22 protein-coding genes and 1 pseudogene are annotated in these 24,554 nt (G+C 46.8%); 5 read left to right on the plus strand and 18 right to left on the minus strand.

The window, feature by feature from the left end; all coding sequences use genetic code 11:
* Window positions 1–4 precede the first annotated feature (4 nt).
* From AB3Y94_RS04285 to AB3Y94_RS04340, 12 genes are all read right to left on the minus strand, one after another.
* Window positions 5–904, minus strand: coding sequence for a F0F1 ATP synthase subunit gamma (locus AB3Y94_RS04285; protein WP_367295172.1), 900 nt, complete (start codon window positions 902–904; stop codon window positions 5–7).
* Between the two features lie 29 nt (window positions 905–933).
* On the minus strand, window positions 934–2,475 hold the full coding sequence (atpA, locus tag AB3Y94_RS04290; RefSeq protein ID WP_367295173.1) for a F0F1 ATP synthase subunit alpha: 1,542 nt from the start codon (window positions 2,473–2,475) through the stop codon (window positions 934–936).
* 30 nt (window positions 2,476–2,505) lie between these two features.
* The gene (gene atpH, locus AB3Y94_RS04295; protein WP_367295174.1) at window positions 2,506–3,048 is read right to left on the minus strand and encodes an ATP synthase F1 subunit delta; all 543 of its coding nucleotides are present in this window, start codon (window positions 3,046–3,048) and stop codon (window positions 2,506–2,508) included.
* The gene (atpF, locus tag AB3Y94_RS04300; protein ID WP_367295175.1) at window positions 3,038–3,553 is read right to left on the minus strand and encodes a F0F1 ATP synthase subunit B; all 516 of its coding nucleotides are present in this window, start codon (window positions 3,551–3,553) and stop codon (window positions 3,038–3,040) included. The genes atpH and atpF overlap by 11 nt, the downstream gene beginning before the upstream one ends.
* Before the next feature lie 55 nt (window positions 3,554–3,608).
* The gene (gene atpE, locus AB3Y94_RS04305; RefSeq protein WP_367295176.1) at window positions 3,609–3,821 is read right to left on the minus strand and encodes a F0F1 ATP synthase subunit C; all 213 of its coding nucleotides are present in this window, start codon (window positions 3,819–3,821) and stop codon (window positions 3,609–3,611) included.
* A 37-nt stretch (window positions 3,822–3,858) separates the two neighbouring features.
* The gene (gene atpB, locus AB3Y94_RS04310; protein ID WP_367295177.1) at window positions 3,859–4,578 is read right to left on the minus strand and encodes a F0F1 ATP synthase subunit A; all 720 of its coding nucleotides are present in this window, start codon (window positions 4,576–4,578) and stop codon (window positions 3,859–3,861) included.
* A 340-nt stretch (window positions 4,579–4,918) separates the two neighbouring features.
* A complete protein-coding gene (gene upp / locus AB3Y94_RS04315; RefSeq protein WP_367295178.1) occupies window positions 4,919–5,554 on the minus strand; it encodes a uracil phosphoribosyltransferase in 636 nt (211 codons plus the stop codon).
* Window positions 5,555–5,648: 94 nt separating this feature from the next.
* On the minus strand, window positions 5,649–6,890 hold the full coding sequence (gene glyA, locus AB3Y94_RS04320; RefSeq protein ID WP_367295179.1) for a serine hydroxymethyltransferase: 1,242 nt from the start codon (window positions 6,888–6,890) through the stop codon (window positions 5,649–5,651).
* Between the two features lie 77 nt (window positions 6,891–6,967).
* Entirely contained in the window at window positions 6,968–7,987 is a 1,020-nt protein-coding gene (locus AB3Y94_RS04325; protein WP_367295180.1) for an L-threonylcarbamoyladenylate synthase, read from the minus strand.
* A 29-nt stretch (window positions 7,988–8,016) separates the two neighbouring features.
* Entirely contained in the window at window positions 8,017–8,853 is an 837-nt protein-coding gene (gene prmC, locus AB3Y94_RS04330; protein WP_367295181.1) for a peptide chain release factor N(5)-glutamine methyltransferase, read from the minus strand.
* Complete coding sequence (gene prfA / locus AB3Y94_RS04335) at window positions 8,846–9,931, minus strand: peptide chain release factor 1 (protein ID WP_367295182.1); 1,086 nt, start codon at window positions 9,929–9,931, stop codon at window positions 8,846–8,848. The genes prmC and prfA overlap by 8 nt, the downstream gene beginning before the upstream one ends.
* 146 nt (window positions 9,932–10,077) lie before the next feature.
* Window positions 10,078–10,662, minus strand: coding sequence for a thymidine kinase (locus tag AB3Y94_RS04340; protein ID WP_367295183.1), 585 nt, complete (start codon window positions 10,660–10,662; stop codon window positions 10,078–10,080).
* Between the two features lie 207 nt (window positions 10,663–10,869).
* On the opposite strand from AB3Y94_RS04340, the gene AB3Y94_RS04345 reads away from it, so the two are divergent.
* Window positions 10,870–12,219 carry a MurT ligase domain-containing protein gene (locus AB3Y94_RS04345; protein WP_367295184.1) on the plus strand — a complete coding sequence of 450 codons (1,350 nt, stop codon included), beginning with the start codon at window positions 10,870–10,872 and terminating at the stop codon, window positions 12,217–12,219.
* Complete coding sequence (locus AB3Y94_RS04350; protein ID WP_367295185.1) at window positions 12,216–12,920, plus strand: type 1 glutamine amidotransferase; 705 nt, start codon at window positions 12,216–12,218, stop codon at window positions 12,918–12,920. The genes AB3Y94_RS04345 and AB3Y94_RS04350 overlap by 4 nt, the downstream gene beginning before the upstream one ends.
* 81 nt (window positions 12,921–13,001) lie before the next feature.
* On the opposite strand, the gene AB3Y94_RS04355 is transcribed toward AB3Y94_RS04350, so the two are convergent.
* The 4 genes from AB3Y94_RS04355 to AB3Y94_RS04370 all read right to left on the minus strand — a co-directional run bounded on the left by AB3Y94_RS04355 (window position 13,002) and on the right by AB3Y94_RS04370 (window position 19,285).
* The gene (locus AB3Y94_RS04355; RefSeq protein ID WP_367295186.1) at window positions 13,002–14,141 is read right to left on the minus strand and encodes a zinc-ribbon domain-containing protein; all 1,140 of its coding nucleotides are present in this window, start codon (window positions 14,139–14,141) and stop codon (window positions 13,002–13,004) included.
* A 232-nt stretch (window positions 14,142–14,373) separates the two neighbouring features.
* Complete coding sequence (locus AB3Y94_RS04360; protein WP_367295187.1) at window positions 14,374–15,384, minus strand: serine hydrolase domain-containing protein; 1,011 nt, start codon at window positions 15,382–15,384, stop codon at window positions 14,374–14,376.
* Window positions 15,385–15,717: 333 nt separating this feature from the next.
* Complete coding sequence (locus AB3Y94_RS04365; protein WP_367295188.1) at window positions 15,718–17,559, minus strand: ABC transporter ATP-binding protein; 1,842 nt, start codon at window positions 17,557–17,559, stop codon at window positions 15,718–15,720.
* A complete protein-coding gene (locus AB3Y94_RS04370) occupies window positions 17,552–19,285 on the minus strand; it encodes an ABC transporter ATP-binding protein (protein WP_367295189.1) in 1,734 nt (577 codons plus the stop codon). Before AB3Y94_RS04370 ends, AB3Y94_RS04365 begins: the two co-directional genes overlap by 8 nt.
* A 172-nt stretch (window positions 19,286–19,457) precedes the next feature.
* Here AB3Y94_RS04370 and AB3Y94_RS04375 point away from each other — a divergent pair, with 172 nt between their 5' ends.
* Window positions 19,458–19,787 carry a hypothetical protein gene (locus tag AB3Y94_RS04375; protein WP_367295190.1) on the plus strand — a complete coding sequence of 110 codons (330 nt, stop codon included), beginning with the start codon at window positions 19,458–19,460 and terminating at the stop codon, window positions 19,785–19,787.
* 200 nt (window positions 19,788–19,987) lie between these two features.
* Here the strand turns inward: AB3Y94_RS04375 and AB3Y94_RS04380 are convergent, their stop codons facing one another.
* On the minus strand, window positions 19,988–20,194 hold the full coding sequence (locus tag AB3Y94_RS04380) for a hypothetical protein (RefSeq protein ID WP_367295191.1): 207 nt from the start codon (window positions 20,192–20,194) through the stop codon (window positions 19,988–19,990).
* Between the two features lie 101 nt (window positions 20,195–20,295).
* Complete coding sequence (locus tag AB3Y94_RS04385; RefSeq protein ID WP_367295192.1) at window positions 20,296–21,420, minus strand: GGDEF domain-containing protein; 1,125 nt, start codon at window positions 21,418–21,420, stop codon at window positions 20,296–20,298.
* Window positions 21,421–21,698: 278 nt separating this feature from the next.
* Here AB3Y94_RS04385 and AB3Y94_RS04390 point away from each other — a divergent pair.
* Both AB3Y94_RS04390 and AB3Y94_RS04395 read left to right on the plus strand, forming a co-directional pair.
* Window positions 21,699–22,370: pseudogene (locus AB3Y94_RS04390) on the plus strand (EAL domain-containing protein); the annotation flags it as partial.
* Between the two features lie 409 nt (window positions 22,371–22,779).
* Window positions 22,780–24,546: a SpaA isopeptide-forming pilin-related protein gene (locus tag AB3Y94_RS04395; protein ID WP_367295193.1), complete on the plus strand. Its 1,767-nt coding sequence runs from the start codon at window positions 22,780–22,782 to the stop codon at window positions 24,544–24,546.
* The last annotated feature ends 8 nt before the right edge of the window (window positions 24,547–24,554 follow it).

Raw genomic sequence — 24,554 nt, forward strand, 5'->3', positions numbered from 1 at the left:
GTCATTAGTTATTTAAGGCTTCCTGACCACCAGTAATTTCAGTGATTTCGGTCGTGATCTGTGCTTGACGTGCACGATTATAGTGCAGTTGCAGAGTTCCAATCAAATCATCAGCATTATCAGTGGCAGACTGCATCGCATTGGTACTTGATGCATGTTCAGCCGTCTTTGCGTCCAAGATAGCACCATAAACTAAGCTTTCAGCGTATTGTGGTAACACAACTTGAAGCACAGCTTCTTCAGAAGGCTCCGTATCGTATTCAGCAGTTAGTGGTGACACTTGCGTATCGTTTGCCGCATCAGTCGTCATAGTTTCCTTGTCGACTGGTAACATCTTTTCAGCCCGAAAACGGGATGAAATCCGGTTAACGAAATGGTTGTAACAAACAAAGAGTTCATCAAACACTTCGTTGTTGAACATCGTGGTAACGGTCTTAACAATCTCCCGAACTTCATTGAATTCAGGAACGTCACTGACTCCACGGTATTCATAGGCAACGTTGACCCCCCGGTGTTTGTAGAAATCTGCACCGGTTCCCCCAACAGCTAACACCATGTAGTCGCTTGGGTTGGGCGTCCGTTCTTTGATAAACACATTTGCGTCCCGAAGAACGCTACTGTTGTAGCTTCCCACCATTCCTCGATCGGAAGTGATGACCAAATATGCGGTTTTCTTTACTGGACGGTTCGACTGTAGGCTACTTGAGGAATTATCCAACAGATGAGACTGCGAAAGATGCATGACGACAGCCTTAACTTTAGAAACATAGTCTTGGTAGCCGACTGCTTGTTTCTGAATCTTGTTTAACTTCGCGGTCGAGACCATGTGCATCGCCGCCGTAATTTGACGGGTCGCTTTCGTGGAATTAATTCGACGTTGAACGTCATGAATTGATTCAGCCATTATTTCTCACCATCCTTCCTTCAAGTATCCTAATCAGCCGCATTAGCCGCCGTATCGTCGGCCTTGGCAGTTGCTTGGAAAGTCGTATCGAATTCGGCAATGGCCTTTTCCAGGGAGTCGCCTTCTGGCAGATTCCCGGTCTTAACGATACCGTCTTCGAGATCTTGATGGCTGGCGTCCATGTAATCAAACAGCTCGTTTTGGTAACGTAAAACGTCGCCAACTTCAAGCTTGTCCAAATGACCATGGGTCAAAGCAAACAAGATAATAACTTCCTTAGCAACGGGAACGGATTCATGCAAGCCTTGTTTCAAGACTTCCACAGTCCGCGCACCACGTGCCAAACGAGCTTGCGTGGCAGCATCCAAGTCAGAGCCAAATTGGGCGAAGGATTCCAGTTCACGGTAGGCAGATAAGTCCAACCGTAACGTCCCGGCAACCTTCTTCATGGCCTTGATTTGAGCGTCCCCACCAACTCGGGAAACAGAAGTCCCAGCATCCATGGCTGGCCGAACACCTGAATAGAAGGAATCACTGTTCAGGAAGATTTGACCATCGGTGATGGAAATAACGTTGGTTGGGATATAGGCTGAAACGTCACCGGCTTTGGTTTCAATGATTGGCAAAGCAGTCATTGACCCACCACCAAGTTTATCATTCAACTTAGCTGCCCGTTCAAGTAAACGAGAGTGGGTGTAGAAAATATCACCAGGATAAGCTTCACGACCTGGCGCACGCCGTAAAATCAGAGAAAGTTCACGATAAGCATCGGCTTGCTTGGTTAAATCATCATAGACGATCAACACGTGTTGGCCGTTGTGCATGAACTCTTCACCCATAGCTGCACCGGCATAAGGAGCCACGTACAGTAATGGCGCTGGTTCAGAAGGACTAGCAGTAACCACGATGGTGTAGTCCATAGCGCCGAATTTTTCCAACGTTTGAACTTGGGCACGCACCGTAGATGCCTTCTGGCCAATTGCAACGTAGATACAAATCATGTTTTGATCTTTTTGGTTAATAATCGTGTCAATCGCGATTGAAGACTTACCCGTCTTCCGGTCACCAATAATCAATTCACGTTGACCACGACCAATTGGAACTAGGGCATCAATAGCCTTGATCCCGGTTTGTAGAGGTTCACTAACCCCTTGCCGGTCCATAACCCCTGGTGCTTTATGTTCAATTGGACGCGTCTTGTCCGTGGAAATGTCCCCTTTACCGTCGATTGGTTGACCCAATGGGTTAACAACCCGGCCAATCAGTTGATCGCCAACGGGAACTTCCATGATTCGGCCAGTCCGTTTAACGGTATCGCCTTCAGTGATTCCAGTGAAATCACCCAAGATAACAATACCAACGTCACTGGCTTCGAGGTTTTGGACCATTCCATAAACCCCGTTATCAAATAACAGCAACTCACCTTGCAAAGCGTTGTTCAGACCGTGGGCCCGAGCGACACCATCACCAACGTAAGTAACCGTACCAGTTTCTTCAACTGAGATTTCATCTTTGTAGTTTTCTAATTGTTGTTTAATTAGAGCACTGATTTCCTCAGCTTTAATGCTCATGAAAGTTTCACCTCTTTATCACCGAATTCGTTATGCTAGCAGTTGCTGCCGTAAACGATTAATTTTAGTCCGTAAGCTACCATCAAGAACCGTATCAGCGGCCTTAACAATGACTCCGCCGATCACATCAGGATCGACTTTACTGTTCAAAACAACTTTTTGGGCACCTACCCGTGCAGCATAAGCGGCTTCAATCTTGGCCAATTGGTCATCAGAAAGCGCCACCGCAGTTGTCACTTCGGCATACACCGTATTGTGTGCCTCATCATACAGAGCTTGGAACTGGTCGATAATGTCGACCAGGTTTTCCATGCGACCGTAATCATAAGTCATTTGAATCAGATTTTTGATGTGGGGCGACGCCTGCTTCAACAAAGGTTCAAGCAGTGCGGCTCGTTCATCGGCCTTCAGGCTAGCATCTGAGAGAACTGTGCTCAACTGTGGGTTGTCCTGGAAGACACGCCGAAGTTCCTTTAATTCTGAAAAGCCTGACTCCAGTTCGTCTTGCTCGGACAACACATCAAATAATGCTCGTGAGTAGCGACTTGCTACCGTTGCCCTATTAAGACTCATGTTGCTTCCCCAACCCTTCAATATAAGAATCAATCAATGCCTTTTGATCGTCAGCCTTTAATTCCCGTTGAATGATCTTGGAAGCAATCTCAATAGATAAGTCTGCCACATCGTTGCGAGCATCTGACAAAGCATCTTGTCGTTCTTGTTCAATGTCCTTTTGGGCATTTTGCTTCAACGTTTGGACGTCTGCTTGTGCCTGCGTCACGATTTGTTCACGTTGTTGTTGACCATTGGTCTTCGCAGTGTTCACAATCGTTTGTGCTTCGGAACGTGAGTTAGCCAAAGCGGCTTCCCGCTTCTGAACTAAACCAGCAGCATCATTCCGTGACTTTTCGGCAGAATCAATATCGTTACTGATTTTGTCGGCACGTTCTTGCATCATTTTAGTAACAGGACCCCAAGCAAGGACCTTAATAATCCACATTAACAGAACAAATGAAATAACGTAGAAAACTGTATCTCCATAGTAAAGCGTCTGACCAATCACTAAATGTGAGAGCATCTATTGACACCTCCTTTTGCTATCAGATATTTACAACCAAACTGATTCATTGTTACTACTTGTTCATAACCATCAAAGCAACAACGAAGGAGATGATAGGCATGGCTTCAACCAGCCCAACCCCGATAAACATGTTCGTCCGTAATTGGCCTGATAATTCAGGTTGACGAACCATACCTTCAAGCATCTTTGCGATGACGATACCATCACCGATACCCCCACCAATGGCGGCACCAAACATAGCAATACCAGCTGCAATAGCTCCCATAATCTGTGTTTCCTCCTTAAATTAAATAAACCTTTTTCTATCCCTCAACTTCTAATTTCTGAGAAATATAAACTGATGACAACGTAACAAAAACGAAGGCTTGAATTGCTCCCAAGAATGCGGAGAACCCTTGCCAAGCCATTTCAATCGGTAACGCAACAATCATCGTCACGATACCGTGTGAAATTGCCAAATCCCAGATTACTCCCAACAGCATTTCGCCAGAGAAAATAACCCCGAAGATACGAAGACCCAACGTCAAAAAGTTCGTGAATTCCTCAAAGATACTAATCGGAAGCCAGAACACGAAGGGCTTCAAGTAGTTGGTAAAGTGAGCCTTGTACCCCAACTTCATCACACCAGCGAATTGAGCTAACATCATCGTCATTAACGAGAACGTTAACGTTACGATGGGATCAGAAGTAGGACTACGCATAATCGTCGCTCCACTTCGGGTCGCCACCTGAACAAATAACCCAATTTCGTTAGATAGGAAGAGAAAGAGGAACAAAGTAAAGCCCCACAGACCAAACTTACTAACATCGCCAGCGGGAATAGATCCCTTCAGGATGCCGTTGGTAAAATCGATCAGCCATTCCAAGAAGTTTTGCCCCTTGGTTGGCTTCATGGCCAATTTTCTAGAAGTGAAAAAAATGACTGCTACAACCAGTAGAAAAACGACCGAACCGGCAACAATGTTAGCAGTACTAAATGTCAGCCCCAAAAATTGGAAGGTTGAAACTGGTTCACCATTCACCGAATATCACCTCTTTTCCACACTATATGAACGCAACTCCCAAGTAGTTCCCGATAACTCTAGGCATTTCCTTAAGAGATGCGGAATAGTGAACGAAGCGAGCGCTCCATTCAAATACACTGGAAATCATACCACCAATTCTACAAAAAGACAAAACAATTTTTCACCCTATAAGCAATTTCGAAAGCTTGTATAAAGTCAGTGACCATACCGTCTGTCAAGCGGTTACAACAAATATTTGCGCGCGCACTTACGGGCAAATTTATTTGGTGGACTTTTTCAAATCCAAATTCATCAAATAAATAAGAGACTCGGCAAAATTGCCGAATCTCTTTAGAGTTTATTTCGTTCCAAACAGACGGTCACCGGCATCACCGAGACCAGGTACAATGTAGCCATCTTCGTTCAAGTGGTCGTCTAAAGCGGCCGTGAAGATATCCACGTCCGGATGAGCAGCCCGTAATGCTTTGACCCCTTCTGGTGCGGAAACTAAGCAAACGAACTTCATGTTCTTTTCACTAGCACCACGCTTCTTCAAGGCATCAATTGCCATGATGGCAGAACCACCAGTAGCCAGCATTGGGTCCACAATGAAAATTTGCCGTTGATCAATGTCAGATGGCATTTTTACGAAGTATTCATGGGGTTGGAGTGTTTTTTCGTCACGATACATCCCTATATGACCGACCTTAGCGGCAGGAATCAACTCTAAGATACCGTCGACCATCCCGATTCCAGCTCGTAGAATTGGAACAATGGCGACCTTCTTACCAGAGAGTTCCTTAGCAGTCATCTTAGACACTGGCGTCTCGATTACCTTATCTTGCAATGGCATATCACGTGAGACTTCGTATGCCATCAAAGTCGAGATTTCGTTGACAACCTCGCGGAAACTGCGGGTCCCACAGTTCTTACTACGAATGATTGTCAGCTTGTGTTGAATCAACGGGTGGTCGAGTACTTGAAACTTACCCATGAATAAACGCTCCTTTATGATTTCTTTCAATTGTACCATGTATCGTCAACGACAGAACAGACAATTTGAAATGAAACCGTTTTTTCTAAAAAAGTTATGGCAACGCGGTTAGTGGGTGAGCACTAGTCAAGGCTTGAACCCGTTCACGGACTTGGTTTAACACGGCCTCATCTTCAGAATTTTCAATGGTCTGCATAATTAAACGAGCGACCTCACGACATTCGTCAGCGTTAAACCCACGGGTCGTGATTGCTGGTGTCCCCAAACGAATTCCAGACGTCTTAAATGGACTCAGTGGTTCGTTCGGAATAGACTCTTTATTAGTCGTAATCATGACACTATCCAGTAATTCTTGGGCTTGTTTTCCATTCAATGGTGTCTTCGTTAAGTCAATCGTCATCAAATGGTTGTCCGTCCCACCAGAAATGACCCGCACGTCGTCCATCTTGTTGAATTCGTCGGCCATCGCATGTGCATTGTCAATAATCTGTTGTGAATATTGTGTAAACTCTGGTTGCAGGTCTTCGTGTAAGGCAACCGCCTTGGCTGCAATTACGTGTTCCAGTGGCCCACCCTGTGTTCCAGGAAATACGGCTGAATTGATTTTCTTAGCATTCTCAGCCTGAGAAAGAATCAAACCACCCCGTGGTCCCCGTAGAGTCTTGTGAGTCGTCGTTGTGACAACATCAGCAATTCCCACTGGACTAGGGTGCAAGCCTGAGGCTACTAACCCAGCAATATGCGCCATATCCACCATCAGATAGGCACCCACTTCATCGGCGATGTCACGGAATGCTTGCCAATCAATGATACGTGAATAAGCTGAAGCCCCCGCCACAATCATCTGTGGTTTGACCTTTTTAGCAATATCCCGAATCATATCGTAATCCAATAATTCCGTCTCAGGATTTAACCCGTAACCATAATCCTTATAAATCTTTCCAGAGAAGTTAACACTGGCTCCGTGCGTTAAATGCCCCCCAGCATCTAAGCTCATCCCTAGAATGATGTCTCCAGGCTTCAAGAATGCCGCGTAGGCTGCCTGGTTTGCCTGAGAACCGGAGTGAGGTTGCACATTGGCATATTCAGCGCCAAAGAGCTTCTTAGCACGGTCAATGGCCAGTTGCTCAACCACGTCAATGTACTGAGCACCACCGTAATACCGTTTACCAGGATACCCTTCAGCATATTTGTTGGTCAAAACGGAACCCTGTGCTTCACGGACCGCGTGACTCACAATATTTTCGGACGCAATCAGTTCAATTGTGTTTTCCTGACGGTCTTCTTCCTTCGCAATGGCATTCCACAGTTCTGGATCTTGGTCTTTAAAATTCATGTTAACCCCTCCTAAGCAGTGATTAGATTAATTCTACCAGAAAGATTCATTTCAGCTGCACGACTTGGCTTACAAATTTAATTATTAGTAAAGTGAGTCTGCCCAGCCGATTTATTCAAGCGATTCATGTAGGCGGCTCCCAGGCCGTGATCATCAAATCCTTGTGCCAAAATACTTTTGACTGGTGACTCCAAGTCAAAGTGACGAAGTCCAGCAAACAACTGGTGACTCGCCGTCTGCATATCAGCCCCCAGCGTGAAGAACTCCGCGTTAGCTGGTAATTGGTCATTAGCAATCGTAGCGTCTAACGCCATAACGCCTACCTGACCATCCTGTTGGCCGGCCCAAGTTAGAGCAACTGGCCAGTCTTCCTCATGGTCGACAATGTAGACCTGCGCGTTTGGCGCATAATGTTTGTACTTCATGCCTGGTGCCTTAGGAACTTCGCCTGCACCAACGTGATGATGGTTAGACCGAACCGTACCAATCACTTTTTCAAGCTGCTCCTCAGTCACCCCACCTGGACGCAAAATGGTGGGCACGTCCGTAGACATGTCTAAAACAGTTGATTCCACCCCAACTCTAGTGGGACCATCATCCAAAATACCGGCAATCTTGCCATTTAAGTCATGATAAACGTGTTCCGCCAGCGTTGGGCTAGGCTTCCCCGACGTATTCGCCGAAGGACCAACCAGTGGCACGCCAGATTCACGAATCAAATCCAGCGTAGGCTGGTTGTCCGGATTCCGGAAAGCAGCGGTAGTCAAGCCACCGGTTACGGACTTAGAAAGTGCCCCTGGTTGAAGTTCAAAAATTAATGTCAGGGGGCCGGGCCAGAAAGCCTTAATCAGCTTTTCAGCAGCGGCTGGGAGTGGTTGCGCATACTTTCTCACCTGGTCCACCCCAGTCACGTGGACAATCAATGGGTTATCGCTTGGCCGACCCTTAGCTTGATACACTTGCTTAACAGCGGCTTCATTGGTGGCATCGGCACCTAAACCATAAACAGTCTCCGTGGGAAAAGCGACCAACTCACCAGCCTTAATCGCTGCAGCTGCTTGATCAATCTGATTTGGTTTAAAAATTTTCGTTTCCATATGCATCCATACACTCCCATCTAACAAACTTAAAGTTGCACACACACCATCCGGTCGTGGCCATTAATATCCTGACGAATCGTGACCGTCGCTTGGGGGAAGGCATGTTCAAAGATTTCTTGAACGGCACTGCCCTGACGATAACCGATTTCAGCAAAGAACCGACCGTGCTGATTCAAAACGGTCGGTAGCTCAGCCGCAAAACGCCGATAAAAATCTAAACCGTGGTCATCTGCGAAGAGGGCCTGTTGGGGTTCATATTTTTTCACGGACTCATCCATGACAGCTAGTTCTTCTCGATCAATGTAAGGTGGGTTTGACACGACAACATCAAACCGCTCACCAGCCACTGGCGCAAATAAATCACCTGTCACAAAGGTCACGGGAGCTTTCAGAGCTTGTGCATTCATACGAGCGACCTGCACAGCAGCAGTTGAAATGTCACTAGCAGTTACTCGCCACCGTGGGCGTTCAGCCTTTAAGGTCACAGCAATGGCTCCACTCCCAGTACCCACGTCCAAAAGACTGAGCGTCGGTGTCGGGACGGTTAGGACCCAGGCCACCAACTCTTCAGTCTCTTGTCGAGGAATCAAAGTTGCAGGCGTTACGTGAAATTCCCGGCCATAAAATGGGGCGTGCCCCAGAACGTACTGTGCCGGTTCACCCGCACACACACGCTCTAACGCCTCCTGATACTGCTGCTGCATAGCGACTGGGACCATTTCTCTGTAATGCTGCACCAGTTCAGTATACCGCCAACCCTGGCTCTCAAGGAGCAAGTATTCGGCTGCGCTCTCGTCACAATCAGCCGACTGCAATTGTTCCTGTGCCTTTTTCAGCAACTGAAAATAAGTCACCCTATCCATTATTCTTCAGATCTTCAAGCTTAGCGGCTTGGTCAGACAAAATCAGTGCATCGATGATATCGTCCATTTCACCGTTCATGACCCGGTCAAGTTTATTCAATGTTAACCCAATCCGGTGATCAGTCACCCGGTTTTGTGGATAATTATAAGTCCGAATCCGTTCGGAACGGTCCCCAGTCCCCACAGCAGACTTTCGTTCCGCGTTGTAGGCGTCCTCTTCTTGTTGCTTGTAGTAATCATAGACCCGCGCTCGTAAAATAGTCATGGCCTTGGCCCGGTTTTGCTGTTGTGATCGTTCGTCTTGCATGGCCACCACGATACCAGTTGGCAAGTGAGTCATCCGTACAGCTGAAGAGGTCTTGTTAATATGTTGACCACCGGCACCGGATGAACGATAAACGTCAGTCCGAATATCCTTTGGATCGATATCGATATCAACGTCTTCTTCTTCAGGCATGACACCGACAGTGGCCGTACTGGTATGAACCCGACCGGCTGATTCGGTGGCTGGTACCCGTTGAACCCGGTGCGCACCGTTTTCATACTTCAGCTTGGAATAAACCTTGTCACCCGTAATCATCAAAACGATTTCCTTGAACCCACCAACTTCAGTGGCGTTCTCATCAACCACTTCAATCGACCAACCTTGGCGTTCGGCGTACTTGGAGTACATGCTAAAGAGATCAGCGGCAAATAAGCTAGCTTCATCCCCACCGGCAGCCCCATGAATTTCCATGATGATGTTCTTATCATCGTTAGGGTCTTTCGGCAAGAGTAAGACTTTGATATCGTCTTCCAGCTTTGCCTTTTGATCGTTTAAATCTTTCAGCTCTTCCTTGACCATGGCGTCCATATCATCGTCAAGTTTTTCGCGGAGCATTTCATCATCGTCGGCAATTTGTTGCGTGACGCTTTGGTATTGGTGATACTTGTCCACCGTTTCCCGCAACTCTCCTTCTTCTTTGGAGAGTTTCATAAATTTTTGCGTATCAGCAATCACTTCAGGATCACTGATTAATTCATTCAGCTCGTCATAGCGGTCGGCTACGGCTTGGAGCTTGTCAAACATTTCATCCATTCGATTTAACCTCTTTCGTATCTGGTAAGTGTCATCTAAATAGTCTCTGCAATGACGTTTTCTGCATTAAATAGTGAATCCATATTTCTAACGAATGTTCGCTAACACCGTCGTTACATAAGCCAATGAATACAATTCTTTTGGCGTTACTTGCCAAATTGATCCATCGGTGGGTTGAAATAGTGACGCCGGCAAACTGGATAATAGGTTTCATTGCCGCCAATTTGTACTTGTTCACCTTCATAAACGGGAGCATTGTCGTGGAAGCGTAGATTCATGATGGCTTTCTTCGTACAGAACCAGCAAATCGTCTTCATTTCTTCGAGTTTATCTGCGTACAGCATCAGGTACTTAGAACCTTCGAACAACTCATTACGGAAATCATTTTTCAAACCAAACGTCATCACAGGAATGTGCAACTCATCAACGACTTTGGCCAGCTGCAACACGTGCGCCTTGGTTAAGAACTGCGCCTCATCGATCAAAATACAATTAGCTTTCGCGTCAATTCGTTCAATTTCCTCGTACAGGTTCGTATCCTTAAAAATTGGATGGGCCGGTCGTTTTAAACCAATGCGACTGGTGATGTAACCCACCCCATCGCGCGTATCCAGCCCACTGGTCATAATAATGACTCGCTTGTCTTGTTCCTCATAGTTATGGGCGACCTTGAGAATTTCAATAGTCTTCCCACTATTCATTGCACCGTACCGAAAAAACAGCTGCGCCACGTTACTCCCACCTTTTTGACAGTTTCTATCTATTATAGCTGATTAGTCCTTAAAATTCGACCGTCGTTCCCGCAAACTTTCCTTGCGTTTTCGCAAAATTAAGGCAGGTTTCTCCCCTAAACGTTGAAAAAATGCTAGAATTAAGGCTTGGATATTCAATAGTACGATTTTAAAAAAATCTTGTCGTGATTAAGGAGCGAAATGTTCATGTCATTCAGAAGCGGCTTTGCCACCTTCGCCGGGAAATCCTCTTACTGGTTTCTCCACACATTTCTACACGGAGGGAGTTCCCTCCCTGGAAAAATTACGTTAAAGCTTGATCCCAACATTCTAAAAAGTTTGGGCGCCAAGTACGACGTTATTGTTATTACAGGAACTAACGGAAAAACGCTGACCACCGCACTGACGGTCTCCGTCCTCCACGAAAAGTATCCCACTATTCTGACGAACCCGACCGGTTCTAACATGGAGCAAGGAATCGTTACGACTTTCCTGAATGCTAAAAACCCCAAGACTGGGCGACCATTGGCCGTGTTAGAAGTTGACGAGGCTAACGTCATCAAAGTCACGCAATACATTGCGCCCAAGGCCTTTGTCTTCACAAATATTTTCCGGGATCAGATGGACCGTTATGGCGAAATCTACACCACCTACCAGAAGATTTTGGACGGGGTCGCTCTGGCACCCAACGCCACAATTATTGCCAATGGTGATTCTCCCATTTTTCATTCTAAGGAATTGCCTAATCCTATTCAGTATTATGGCTTCGACAACAATTCAGATGGTGACTTCAAAGCTAAACCCAACACGGATGGTGTACTCTGTCCCAACTGTGAACATATTTTGCACTACCATTCGCTAACTTACAGTAATCAGGGTAAATACTTTTGCCCTAATTGTGGTTTCTCCCGGCCAGAACTCACCTACCGACTGACCAAATTAGGTGAACAAACACCAACGTCTTCAGAATTTGACGTCGATAATCATCCCTTCAAAATTCAGGTCGGTGGAACTTATAACACCTACAACGCACTTGCAGCATACTCAGTGGGTCGCTTCATGGGGGTTGATCCCGACTTGATTGCCAAGGCGTTTGATACAAACGAACAAGTCTTCGGGCGGCAAGAAGTCATCGACGTTGATGGCAAGCACGTGACCATCATTCTGGTCAAAAACCCCGTTGGCTTAGACCAAGTCTTGCAGATGATTGGTACGGACACGCACCCCTTCTCACTGGTTGGCCTGCTCAATGCCAACTATGCGGACGGCATCGATACCAGCTGGATCTGGGATGGTGACTTTGAACAGCTGACCAGCCGTGAAATTCCAACTGTCATCACTGGTGGCGAACGCTATAAAGACATCACGTTCCGCTTGAAGGTTGCCGGGATTCCAGACGAGAATCATATCGTGGAACCCGACTTAGAAAAAGTGGTCGACCAGATCAAACAGGTTTCCACTGATCACGTATACGTTCTGGCCACTTACACGGCAATGCTCCAGCTACGAAAGATTTTGGCCTCAAAGGGCTACATCAAGGAGGGACTCGGCGTATGACCTACGAATTAAACGTCGCTCATCTCTATGGCGACCTCATGAATACTTACGGGGATGTTGGTAATATTTTGGCACTTAACTACTACGCCAAACAAATGGACGTCCAACTGAACGTTAACATTGTCAGCTTGGAAGAAGACTTCAAAGCTGCCGATTACGATCTCGCTTTCTTTGGCGGTGGTCAAGACTTTGAACAGACTATCGTGTCTCAAGACATTCAGACCAAAAAGGCTGAACTGACTAAGTTTATTGAGTCAGATGGTCCCCTATTGGCCATCTGTGGGGGCTTTCAGCTACTGGGGCACTACTATATCGGGGCTGACGGAGAAAAGCTGCCCGGTATCGGGGCCCTTGACCACTATACCGACAAACAAGACAATCACCGGTTCATTGGGGACATTGTCATCAAAAATCAAGAAACTGGCGAAACCTATCACGGCTTTGAAAACCACCAGGGAATCACCTTCCTGGGTAAAGGTGAACGTCCTCTCGGCAACGTGGTATCTGGTAAGGGGAACAACGGTGAAGATGGTACAGAAGGCGCCATTTACAAAAACGTCTACTGCTCCTACTTCCATGGCCCTATTCTGACCCGCAACGGTGATATTGCCAAGCACCTCTTGGTCGCCGCTCTCAAACGTAAGTATCCGGACGTCGATTTCTCTCAGCAAGAAGCTTTATCAATTCCAGCAACGTTTTAATTCAAAAACCACTTCAGCAGATTGTAAATAACTGCTGAAGTGGTTTTTTGGTTGCTATAACTTGTCTAAACGATAATTCGTTTACTGACGCTTCTTAAAGACTGAAATAAAAGCAAATACCGTGGTAACAATGCAGCCAATAATCGTGACCCAAGCGCTAATACCATAACCAGCACTAAAGAACGAATTGGAAACACCGCTACCCATCACACTGTATAGCGTTGCAAACATCACAATGTACACAATATCACTGATGATAGCCATCACAATGTTGATAATCCGAGCCGTCCGACTAGGCAAAATCCCCAGTACTAACGTCACAATCGGCAACACCGTCAAAACAACTAACAGAACCATGGCATTCTGACTAAAGTAATTTCCCAGTTGTAGGGTCTTCGCCAAGCTCACACCTGCCGAATTACCGAAGAAACTTTCAGACGCTTGGAAATAAGGACCGACATAGATGGAACCCAGGATGGCCAAGGAACCCAAGACGACCATGATCTCGGTCAGCCCCATGGACAGGCTACCCTGACTAGCCGGAGCTGCCATACCGGCCTGTCCGTTACCGGGCTGCGTCCCCGCACTAGTCGTTGCGCTAGCCGTTGTCTGTTTGAAAGTCGACGCCGTCTTCGCCTGAAGGTTCTGGTTGAATCGCGTCCGATACTCTGGATCTTGATAATAGCGATTAACCCTCTGTTCGAACCTAGTAGCCCCTGTGCCATAGATTCCAGCCACGAGGTATAAAATAACAATCAACAAGAGAATCAGCCACCATACGATGTGGGCTGCCGTAAATGTAAATAATAGAAATAATACCAAGACACCTAAACCGGCAGTCACCAGGTTGTTGTGAATCCACACACCTATGTGGCCTAAATTAGTCAAATTTAACATCAGTTCTTGGTTTCCGGCATGGGTCACTTGTTCACCCATGCCTTGCGTATTGCCAGTAGCCTGAGACGTTGACTCCCGAGTAGCTTGTGATTGTTCAGGCTGCTCGGTAGCTTGGGTCCTCGTAGGTTGAGGTTGCCCAGCAGTACTCTGGGCCGTCGTTACTTGCGGCTGCGATTGCTGGGGTTGCTCTGTTGATGCCTGTGGTTGCGGCGTCGATTGGTTCTCACGAACTAAGCTGTGTCCACACTGTGGACAAAACTTGCCGTGTTCGACGTTTTCCCGACCACACTGTGAACAGAACCGCAGCAAGGTTTGATTATCCATCTAATATCTGCCCCTTTTATACATTTTATTTTTTGAAGTACCTCCTAAGTATAAAACACCTGGACATCGTTTAGCTACAGTTTTATTCACATTCCTTAACCATTTCGACTGTAAGCGATTTCCGTTTCAAGTAAAATGGAAATCGGTATTAATGTTAACTGTCGCAAGAATCCCGGTCCAAGCTAGCCACAGAGAGGACGGACTACCCGTTGTCGCACGTTTCAACTATTTATTACTTTTCAGCTAAATAGGTCCCGATGACCGCATTCCGTTGATCAAGATAAAACTCATTCGGCGCATCCGGATGAATCCGATTCGATAGAAATACCATTGCCTGTTGCCGCTGGGGGTCCAATACCAAATAGGTGCCAGTAAAACCTGAATGCCAGATAACTCGATGGGGCCACGGCCACTGCGTCCCAGCCAACGCCCAACCAAGCGACCGGCCTGCGGTCCCCGTGGGCGTCCAGTCAGTGGTCAATCGATGAATCCAGTCTGGTGGTAAAACACTGGCAAATTGCTCAGGATTCAGATAGGCGTGGCAAAAGGCCGCCAGGTCCCCGGCCGTACTGAACAGTCCAGCCGACCCACATCGTCGCTGTAAGACGTAGCCCTTAGGGTCGTGCACAACACCCCGGACTAGCCCGCGGTCAGCCGTCAGCTCCGTCGGCACACACGCCAGCGGATCCGCGGGCGTGAACGTACTGTGCATCATTCCCAGTGGGGTCAGTACCCGCTTCTGCGCAGCCACCTGAACCGGCTCACCCAATATTTTCTCAACGATCCAGCCGAGAAAAATATAGTTAACGTCAGCGTAAACCATCTTCTGATTAAAATTGGGACCCACGTGGAGCTGTAGCAACCCCGCCGTTAGGTCCGCTGCCCCCAATTGATTACGATTAGGGATGTAGCCCACGATGCCAGACGTGTGGGTCAGCAAATGCCGCACCGTCACCCGTCGGTCCCGCCATTCTGGTAACCAATCCGACAATCGATCTGTGAGTTGTAACCGCCCTTGCGCTAATAACTGAAGAACCACTGTCAGCGTCCCCACGACTTTTGTTAACGATGCCACGTCAAAAATCATCCCCGCACGTAAAGGTTCCGAACGTGGAACCACAGCTGCCTGCCCCATCTCTCCGGTTTCAATATCGTCGTGGTCAATGAAAGCGTAACTGACCCCCGGAACCACCTGATCCGTGAGTAATCGTCGTAATGCCGCCTTTGTCTGTGGATAAGTCATACCCGCACCTCTTTCTCTTGCCCCATTGTACCCACTGCTCATTCACCCACGCAACCAAAGTTTTCCTCAGTATTGGCTATTTTCATGTGGCCTTCCGTCTTACCAATGGACTGGAGCGGTATAGACATAACCTGAGACCTCAAAATTGCCGATTTAGTAAGCTTGTTCGTTCTAGTTAGTCAGAACTGCAGAGTTGGCTGTCCTTTGTCACACGTTTCGTCTATTTATGCTCGGCGTACAAAAAAGGGGCTGAGACTTTTGTCTCAACCCCCTTCAATGTTGTCAATTCAGTCAGTAGCTTCAGCCATCAGGGTGGTCGGAGCTACCAGATCATTAAGCTAAATTATTACCAGCAAATTGACTGTTGTACAAGTCAGCGTAAAACCCATCAGCAGCTAACAGACTATCATGATTCCCCGTTTCAACGATGTGGCCGTGATTCATTACCACAATGTTTTCGGCACTTTGAATCGTTGATAATCGGTGTGCTACCACAAAACTCGTCCGTCCAGCCAACAGCCGTTTCATCGCATGTTGAATTAGCATTTCCGTCCGCGTATCCACAGAACTGGTTGCTTCATCTAAAATCAAAACATCTGGATCGGCCACGAAGGCACGAGCAATTGTCAGCAACTGTCGTTGGCCTTGAGAAATATTCGTGGCTGCTTCATTCAACACGGTATCATACCCGTCAGGGAGCTGGCGAATAAAGGTATCCGCGTGAGCGGCCTTAGCGGCAGCGTATACGTCGTCTTCTGTAGCATCCTCACGACCATACTTGATGTTATCGAAAATAGATCCGGTAAAGAGCCAAGTATCCTGGAGCACCATAGCAAAATGACGACGTAAGTCTTTACGGTCAACGTCCAGGGTATTTTGACCCCGATACTTAATCTGACCTGAGCCAACGTCATAAAACCGTTCCAACAGGTTAATGATGGTCGTCTTACCGGCCCCAGTTGGCCCAACAATCGCAACCATTTCACCTGGCTTGACCTTCAAATTAAAGTCAGCAATCAACGGATTACTTTCCACGTATTGGAAGGCCACGTCATCAAATTCAATAACGTTGTCGGCCGGTGCGGTATGTTCTGGCAACGTAGCCGTCGCCGCGTCAGTCATATCTTTTTCATCCAACACGTCAAAGATCCGCTCAGCAGATGCAATCGTCGCCTGAATCGTGTTCGTCAGGTTGGCCATCTGCGTAATTGGTTGTGAGAATTGATTGGTATATTGCAGGAAAGCTTGGACGTTCCCCAAAGTGACAGTTCCGTTTGCCACTTGAATACCCCCAATAACTGCAACAGCCAGGTAATCCAAGTTCTTCACGAAGTTCATCAATGGGAAGATCAGACTGGAAACAAATTGCGCTTTCCAAGCCGATTGATAGTACTTTTGGTTATGCTCTTCAAATTCTTCTTGAGAAGCCTGTTCCCGATTGAACGTCTTAACCACAGTATGGCCAGCGTACGTTTCTTCAACCGTGTTGTTCAGTAGTCCTAAATTCTTTTGTTGACTAGCAAAGAACCGTTGTGACTTAGGCGCAACCACCATCACGACTAATAAACTCAGTGGCACGGAGATCAACGCAACCAGCGTCAACCACCCACTAATGGTAAGCATCATATAAAGCACCCCAAAGAAGGTCAACACACTGGTTACCATTTGTGAGAGGGTCTGTTGTAACGTCCCACCAATGTTATCCATATCGTTAGCCATCCGGGACATCAGATCCCCGTTACTGTGGGTATCGTAGTAACTGATTGGCAGCCGTTGCATCTTTTCCTTGAGATCTCGCCGTAACCGATAAACAACTTTTTGGGAGATCCAACTCATAATCAGCTGTTGCACGACCCCGAAGATGGCCGCACCAGCATACATAATCCCAACAACTAACAGAATATGACCAATCTTACCGAAGTCTACGGGCAAACTGTGAATGCCAATGCCGGCTTTCAATTCAGCTTGACCCTTCATAACCCCTTTAAAGAGTTCTGTTGTGGCTTCCCCTAAAATTTTGGGCGTCTTGATTTGGAGGATCACTGAGGCGACAGCAAAGACTAAGACTACCAGAAGACTAGGAATCCAAGCCTTCATGTATTTAAAAAGTCGTACCGTCGTTCCCCAAAAATTTTGTGGCCGCTGTTTCGTTGCGGACCCGCGTCCATTACGCATCGACCTCATCCCCCTTTCGGAGTTGTGATTCTAGAATTTCTTGATAAGTCTTATTGGTAGCTTTTAATTCATCGTGAGTTCCTTGGCCAACAATCTGACCACCATCAATGACCAAAATCAAATCAGCATCAGCAACCGTCGAGACCCGTTGCGCCACGATAACGGTGACGGCGGCTTGGACTTGATCGTCCTTCCGCAAGTCTTGCCGTAGCAAGGAGTCCGTCTTGAAGTCTAACGCTGAGAACGAATCATCAAAAATATAGACACTCGCCCGCTTCAGAATCGTCCGGGCAATCACCAGCCGTTGCCGTTGTCCACCGGAGAAATTCGCACCATCCTGTTCAACGACACCGTCAAGGCCGCCTTCTTCCTTAATGAAACCACTGGCCTGAGCAACGTCTAGGGCATGCCAAATCTGTGAGTCGCTGGCATCCTTCATTCCGTAGACCATGTTGCTTCTGACGGTCCCAGAGAATAGTACGGCCTTTTGCTGCGTGATGGAAATCGCATCGTGCAGCGCTGCTTGACTGGCAGCGGTCAGTGCTACCCCGTTCAATTTAATCTGACCACTTTCGGGATCAAATAGTCGTGGAATCAGATTAACCAACGTGGATTTCCCAGAACCGGTTCCCCCAATAATCGCGACGGTCTGACCAGCTGTAGCTGAAAAGTTCACGTCAGCCAATGCTAGCTTCTCGGCACCTGTGTACCGGAAGTTGACGTGGTCAAAAGTTAAGCTTGCTGGACCAGCTGGTAAGTCAACGGGCTGGTCAGCATCGTTGATCTTAGACTTGAGGTCCATCACTTCGTTGATTCGTGCAGCGGAGGCTTGCGCCCGTGGCACGAAAACAAAAACCATTGATACCATCATGAAGCTGATCAGTAGCTGCGTGGCATAAGTCATGAACGCTACCAAATTTCCAACCTCCATGGCTTGCGAGCCAATCAATTGGCCCCCGTACCAAACAATACCAATGTTCGTCCCACTCACAATTAATGTAATAATTGGGAACATCAACGAAACAATCATGAAAACTTTAATCCCAGTATTCGTGTAATCTTGGTTAGCACCTTCAAATCGGTCTTGTTCAAACTGGTCTTGGTTAAAGGCCCGAATAACTCGAACGCCAGTTAAACCTTCACGAAAGACCAAGTTGATGCGATCAATCTTCTTTTGCAAGCTCTTGAAGAGCGGTACCGCAAAAAACATGATGGCAAAGGTAAATAGGGCTAAGACTGGCAGTGCCACCAAGAAGACCACTGTCAACCGGGGGCTCTTAATGTAAGCTAGAACGCCAGCACCCACCAACATAATTGGTGCCATCAACATCATCCGTAACATCTGAACCATCACGTTTTGAATTTGTACCACATCGTTGGTTGTCCGCGTAATTAATGAAGCATTACCAACCGTTTCAAACTCTTCAGTCGAAGAGAACGTGACCTTTTTAAAGATACCCGATCGAATACGTTGGCCCATCTTCTGCGACTGTGTTGACGCAAAATAAACGTTACCAGCGGCACCAAGGACCCCAATGAAACTTAAGAGGAGCATTTGACCACCAGTACGCCAGATATAACCAATGTCATTGTTCGCAATCCCTTTATCGATAATATTCGAGGTTAACGTTGGCAACGACAGGTCACAGGCAACTTGAATAATCATGAATCCTACAGCAAGGACTACTGCCCACCAGTCCAAGTGTTTTCGGGCAAGTCGCATCATTGCAATTTGGCCTTCTTTCTTTTTGGTATACTCTATAAATGTCTAAAACAGCATATGCGATAATTATACACGCCTGAAAGCTGTTTGCAATAACGATGTACCGGAGAAATGAAGCACTGGTAAACCCCCAGATATTTGTTACAATGTAGACACCGAAGGGAGAAAGAAAACTGTGGCGAGTAACTCAGATTCAATCTATAACGTTTTGACGTACATTCACCGCCACCAACACGATGTGTCCTTCATCCAGCAACGCAATAGTAACGTTGTTTCGATTGGTGTGCCTGACACTGTCAAGGTGGCCAACCCAGATATCTACTTTCCAACTGACCGACTACTAGTCAATCGGATGGATGAAGACTTCCTGGCTAAAAATGGCGACCTGTTAAATGATTTCTTTGACCGAACCAATAGTTCAAAACTGGACTACTCAGAGGTCTGGATCACAACAGGTTACATCCAAGCCGAGCACACCTACTTGGTGGAAATTTCATTTGAATAGTAACCTACACATTAAAAAAGGGTTTGGGACAGAAGTCCCAGACCCTTTTTGCGCTCCGAACATACCTGGTCGAAACGTGCGCCAAAAGGCAGTCAACTCCACTTACCCCTGATAGACAAACAATCCGATACCAGGATTGTTTGTCTATCAACGTTAATGTTCATTGACGAACCACCTTTTGGCTCGCTCTTTTTGGCTTTCTAATTGAATAATGCTCGTGAGGCCCAGAGGCCACCCCCAATGACTAACACAGCCACTAAGAAGAAGCGGAACAGCGCGGCAAAGACAACTAGCACAATGACACCAATAATCAACGTGCCCACTAGTCCCAGTAACCAACCGGCCATGCCGAAGACCAACCGCAAAATTGGAAATAATAAGAGTAATAGTAGAAGACTTAATATCACGATGATCGCTCCATTCTGTCCGGGAATCCCTGACTAGCCATTATTCTACACCAATCAGACCGGGCAAACACCTATCCTATATTTACAATTTTATAAAGAAACTAACCGACCGTAATCTGTCGTCGGCCATGTTGCTTCGAATGGTACAGATTGGCATCGACTCGTTTATAAAAGTCCAACGGATTATGATCCGCTGCGCTCAATCCAGAAGCTCCCACTGAAATAGTGACGTGCAAGAGCGCTTCATTGTACGGAATCTCCAAATCATCGACCACATCGAAAACAGTTTTGGCAACGGTGCGGGCCTGCTCTAAATCACAGCGGGGGAGAATAATGTTGAATTCTTCCCCACCGGTTCGGTACAACACCATCCCGGCATCGATAACCTTCAGTGCATCCGTCACAGACCGCGACACTGCTTTTAATACCTCATCCCCCGCCAAATGGCCGTAAGTATCGTTCACTTGCTTGAAGTGATCAATATCAAACATCACCATCGACAGATTTTCGTCACGCACAGAGCTACTTTGAAAGTGGTAATTGATAGCACGATCGTAGGCCGCAAAGTTTTGGACATGGGTCAGCGCATCCCAATTAGCTGATTGGAACAGCCGATCCTTGATCCGCCGGTCCTTATCTTGGATCTTGAAGTAACCGTACATCAGACTAGCAAGAACGGCGTAATCTGCAATTTCAATCCAGTAGGTTACCATCTCTAAGTGAAACCGTACGGCAACTAGCCCCCAGAGGACCAGGGCAAATGCTAATGCAATCGCCATGTAACGCGTAAACGGCCACCTCCAGAGATGCGTACTCTGTTGGTAGGAAACGACGTAGAATAACACGAAAATAATGGTGTAGACCCATGATAATGGTGCTGTTACGTTACCATTGATTAACATAAAGCCCACTCCAGAAATAAAGATTAGCCAGTGTGGAATTTTAAGTTGTAAAAAGTACGCCACAAATATCAGTAAGAGCAACTGAAAATTGGTGAATGTCCACGAAAGATGACTGTCGCGAACTAAGAACTGCAAGGCAAAAATAGAAACTACCGCGCAGGCCAAGCCAATAGCAATTTGAACTTTTTTGATGTCAATCGGCTTATTTTGCGATTCGACTTTTGCCGTTACCCAATTAAAAATGGACCAGTAAAGCGTGATAACACCTAACACAAAAAAAATACTGGTAATAATTGGGGGAACGAGCCACATCGTCCATGACATAGAACCATTCTCCTTGTAAATTAAATATTTTAACTAACGGTTTTTACGCTGGTGGTGGTGAACCCCATCACCCACCAATAATTACACTGCGTTAATCAAACGAATACATCTACTATAAACCTTTTCATATGACGACGCCATTTAAAGTTATCTAAACGCTAATATCAACACCAAGATTCTTAGCGTTCGCTCCACACTTACTGGCTTTCTCTGTCGTTCCCCCTATTTAAAACGCTAAAAATACAGTATGATAGTACCAGACACTTCAAAAGGAGGCACGCCACACGATGTACCGTTACTTTCTCCAGCCGCAACTAAACGTTCTCAACAATTCATTAATTGGCTATGAGATGCTCATTCGGCAACGAGTTGCTGACCACTGGGCCCTCCCCCGCGAATTTGAAACTATCCCCATTGACGTTCAAGCTGACTTGATTCGCCAGACCGCACAGAAATTGCTCCTCAAAGTTGGCTCAGTTTCTTACAACGTCAATCAAACTCAGTTTGTGGACCCCACCATCGCTAAAACCATTGTGGCTGCTCAACAGGCCATCTACCCCATTACCCTAGTGCTAGAGGTCACCGAAGAGCTCACCGACGCCACCATTACTGATGAGCAAGTCATCGACCAAGTCCATTACTTTGACGGGAAAGGTATTCAGCTTAGCCTCGACGACATCGGTACTGGCATCAATACATATGAACACATTGAACCGATTTTATCGTACGCTAGCGAAATCAAATTTGCCATGCAGAACTTTCGGGAAGCTGGCCGGGAAGATGAAATTCCCGATGCCCTCAAATTCTGGAAGAAGATTTCTCAGCAGTATCGACTACGATTAATCCTAGAAGGCGTGGAAAACGCCGAGGAGGATCAGCTCGCTAATCAGCTTGAGATTCCCCTTCGTCAGGGCTGGTACTACGGTAAACCTCGCTTAGTTGCCTTATAATGGTCGCTATTAGTGCGACCTAGGCTAACGAAATCGTCACATTCAAACTATCTACTCAGTTGAATAAAGCCGTCTACACTTTCTGGTAGGCGGCTTTTAATTCACCCTTAGCAACCTCTAATCCACCAATCAAAATAGCCATTAAATGGCTTTATACCAACGTTAGTGGCAAGACTTTTTCGCTAACTTCAATGGAATTGCAACATTAATTACCAGCTAAGTTGCCCTATTTTTCAACTCCCCCTTTTTTTTCTCACAGATTCCCTACTCCAACCAATTGTCATTATAGTAAATACAGAGCAGTGAATGAAACATCTTAGACAAAGTATTTCTGACACAAGCAGTTGTTCCGATTGATGATTGGTCAATCTGTAGGCTGCGAGCACTCAAAGATTGGAGGAGGATTACGATGCGAAGAAAGAAAGCCAATATTATTATTGGCATCTTAATAGCTGTTTTTGTTTTCTTGATCGGCGGTATCGGTATGACTTCAGTCACTGCTCAAGCCAAGAACATTCAGGTCGCTGGTTTAGGTGAAAATGATGCAGTAATTACGGACACTAATGGCAAAACCATTCCTAACGGCAGTGATCTCAGTAAATGGGACACCTATTTGGTTGACTACAAATGGGGCATTCCTGACGGTGTAACCATTCAAGCTGGCGACACAGCAACCGTCACTTTTCCTCAATCAGCTGTTGGTCGTCGGGATGTAACATTCCCACTGTACGATGACAGTGGCCGCGAAATTGGGACATTTTCCATCAAGGAGGGTGAAAATACCGGGGTCATCACCTTTAACGACACCCTATCCAGCACATCGACGAACCGTGCCGGAGACCTACATTTCTACGTCAAAGGAACCGAAGAGAATGCCAACATTGGACTTGATTGGGGTATCAACAAAATTGGTTGGGTAGCAGAGCGTAACCCAGACGGTTCACCCGCATTACTCACCTGGAACATTGCGTTCAACCCTAACAGCACCCACCTAGGTCAAGCCGTCATCACTGATAACCTCGGGCCCGGACAAAGTTATGTCCCAGGTAGTGTCCACGCCCAAACTGGAAAGTTCGATGACACCGGTAGCTTTGTTAGCGACGGCGGATCTGTGACCCCTAGCGTTGATGCAGGCAATAGTACCGTCATCTTTTCTTTCGAGAACATCAACACCGCGGTCAACATGACCTATCACACGAAACCAGACGTTTCTGGTACCGGTGGCGCTTGGAAAAATAGTGCGACACTGAATGGCCAAACCGTTAATTCTCAAATCGTCTGGGGCGGCGGCGGTACTGGTAATGGCGATAATGGTAATGGTAGTGAAGAAGGCGATTCCGGTCTAGTCAAACTGACGAAGACGGATAAAGCCTCCGGTAAAGCTTTAGCTGGTGCTGTCTACGAACTTCAAGATTCAACCGGCCAAGTCATTAAGGCCGATTTAACCACTGATACTGCCGGAATAATTACCTATGGTGGATTAGCCGCTGGCAAGTATCAATTCGTTGAAACCAAGGCACCTGAAGGCTACGAATTGGACAAGACGCCAATTCCATTTGAAATTGAAGCTGGTTCATCCGCTGAAGTCAGTGTGACTGCTGAAGATACGAAGGCACCTGACACCTCAGGACCCGAAAATCCTGGCACAACGACACCACCAACCAATCCGGAGAATCCGGGGACGACAACGCCACCAACGACGCCAACTAACCCGGAAGAACCTGGCACAACAACACCACCTACTACGACGCCAACCAATCCTGAAAATCCTGGCACAACAACGCCTTCCGTCAAGCCACCAAAGCCAACGAAACCGGTCAAGCCTACTAAGCCAGTTAGACCGGTGAAGCCTGTAAAGCCAAACAAACCTGCAAAGCCAAATAAGCCAGTCACCTCCCCAGGTAGTGGCCAAGCCAGTGGTAACGTGACAACCGGTGGGGCCGGTAGCAATATTTCCGGTGGGACTGGTTCTGGATCCGCTGGCTACGGAGCTGGTAGCGGTAATGCCACCTCAACTTCCGGTAGCGGATCGTCAACTGGTAGTGGCAGTTACGTTGGTTCTACCCTGCCACAAACGGGCGAGCACAAGACCAGTAGCTTCCTGCTGACAATTGCTGGATTTGCTCTGTTAATTACGACTAGTGGCCTCTGGATTCATCAGAAGCGGCATGAATAAAAATAGTA

The sequence above is a fragment of the Levilactobacillus yonginensis genome, assembly GCF_964065165.1.
Lineage (GTDB): Bacteria > Bacillota > Bacilli > Lactobacillales > Lactobacillaceae > Levilactobacillus > Levilactobacillus yonginensis_A.

What these genes read in the sequence shown, in the direction of transcription:
- atpE (WP_367295176.1), bottom strand. Translation starts at nt 3,821, where the DNA reads ATGGGAGCTATTGCAGCTGGTATTGCTATGTTTGGTGCCGCCATTGGT.
- AB3Y94_RS04395 (WP_367295193.1), top strand. Translation starts at nt 22,780, where the DNA reads ATGCGAAGAAAGAAAGCCAATATTATTATTGGCATCTTAATAGCTGTT.
- AB3Y94_RS04385 (WP_367295192.1), bottom strand. Translation starts at nt 21,420, where the DNA reads ATGTCATGGACGATGTGGCTCGTTCCCCCAATTATTACCAGTATTTTT.
- AB3Y94_RS04355 (WP_367295186.1), bottom strand. Translation starts at nt 14,141, where the DNA reads ATGGATAATCAAACCTTGCTGCGGTTCTGTTCACAGTGTGGTCGGGAA.
- atpH (WP_367295174.1), bottom strand. Translation starts at nt 3,048, where the DNA reads ATGAGTCTTAATAGGGCAACGGTAGCAAGTCGCTACTCACGAGCATTA.
- upp (WP_367295178.1), bottom strand. Translation starts at nt 5,554, where the DNA reads ATGGGTAAGTTTCAAGTACTCGACCACCCGTTGATTCAACACAAGCTG.
- AB3Y94_RS04365 (WP_367295188.1), bottom strand. Translation starts at nt 17,559, where the DNA reads ATGCGTAATGGACGCGGGTCCGCAACGAAACAGCGGCCACAAAATTTT.
- AB3Y94_RS04325 (WP_367295180.1), bottom strand. Translation starts at nt 7,987, where the DNA reads ATGGAAACGAAAATTTTTAAACCAAATCAGATTGATCAAGCAGCTGCA.
- atpF (WP_367295175.1), bottom strand. Translation starts at nt 3,553, where the DNA reads ATGCTCTCACATTTAGTGATTGGTCAGACGCTTTACTATGGAGATACA.
- glyA (WP_367295179.1), bottom strand. Translation starts at nt 6,890, where the DNA reads ATGAATTTTAAAGACCAAGATCCAGAACTGTGGAATGCCATTGCGAAG.
- prmC (WP_367295181.1), bottom strand. Translation starts at nt 8,853, where the DNA reads ATGGATAGGGTGACTTATTTTCAGTTGCTGAAAAAGGCACAGGAACAA.
- AB3Y94_RS04345 (WP_367295184.1), top strand. Translation starts at nt 10,870, where the DNA reads ATGTCATTCAGAAGCGGCTTTGCCACCTTCGCCGGGAAATCCTCTTAC.
- AB3Y94_RS04285 (WP_367295172.1), bottom strand. Translation starts at nt 904, where the DNA reads ATGGCTGAATCAATTCATGACGTTCAACGTCGAATTAATTCCACGAAA.
- prfA (WP_367295182.1), bottom strand. Translation starts at nt 9,931, where the DNA reads ATGGATGAAATGTTTGACAAGCTCCAAGCCGTAGCCGACCGCTATGAC.
- AB3Y94_RS04370 (WP_367295189.1), bottom strand. Translation starts at nt 19,285, where the DNA reads ATGATGCGACTTGCCCGAAAACACTTGGACTGGTGGGCAGTAGTCCTT.
- atpA (WP_367295173.1), bottom strand. Translation starts at nt 2,475, where the DNA reads ATGAGCATTAAAGCTGAGGAAATCAGTGCTCTAATTAAACAACAATTA.
- AB3Y94_RS04360 (WP_367295187.1), bottom strand. Translation starts at nt 15,384, where the DNA reads ATGACTTATCCACAGACAAAGGCGGCATTACGACGATTACTCACGGAT.
- AB3Y94_RS04350 (WP_367295185.1), top strand. Translation starts at nt 12,216, where the DNA reads ATGACCTACGAATTAAACGTCGCTCATCTCTATGGCGACCTCATGAAT.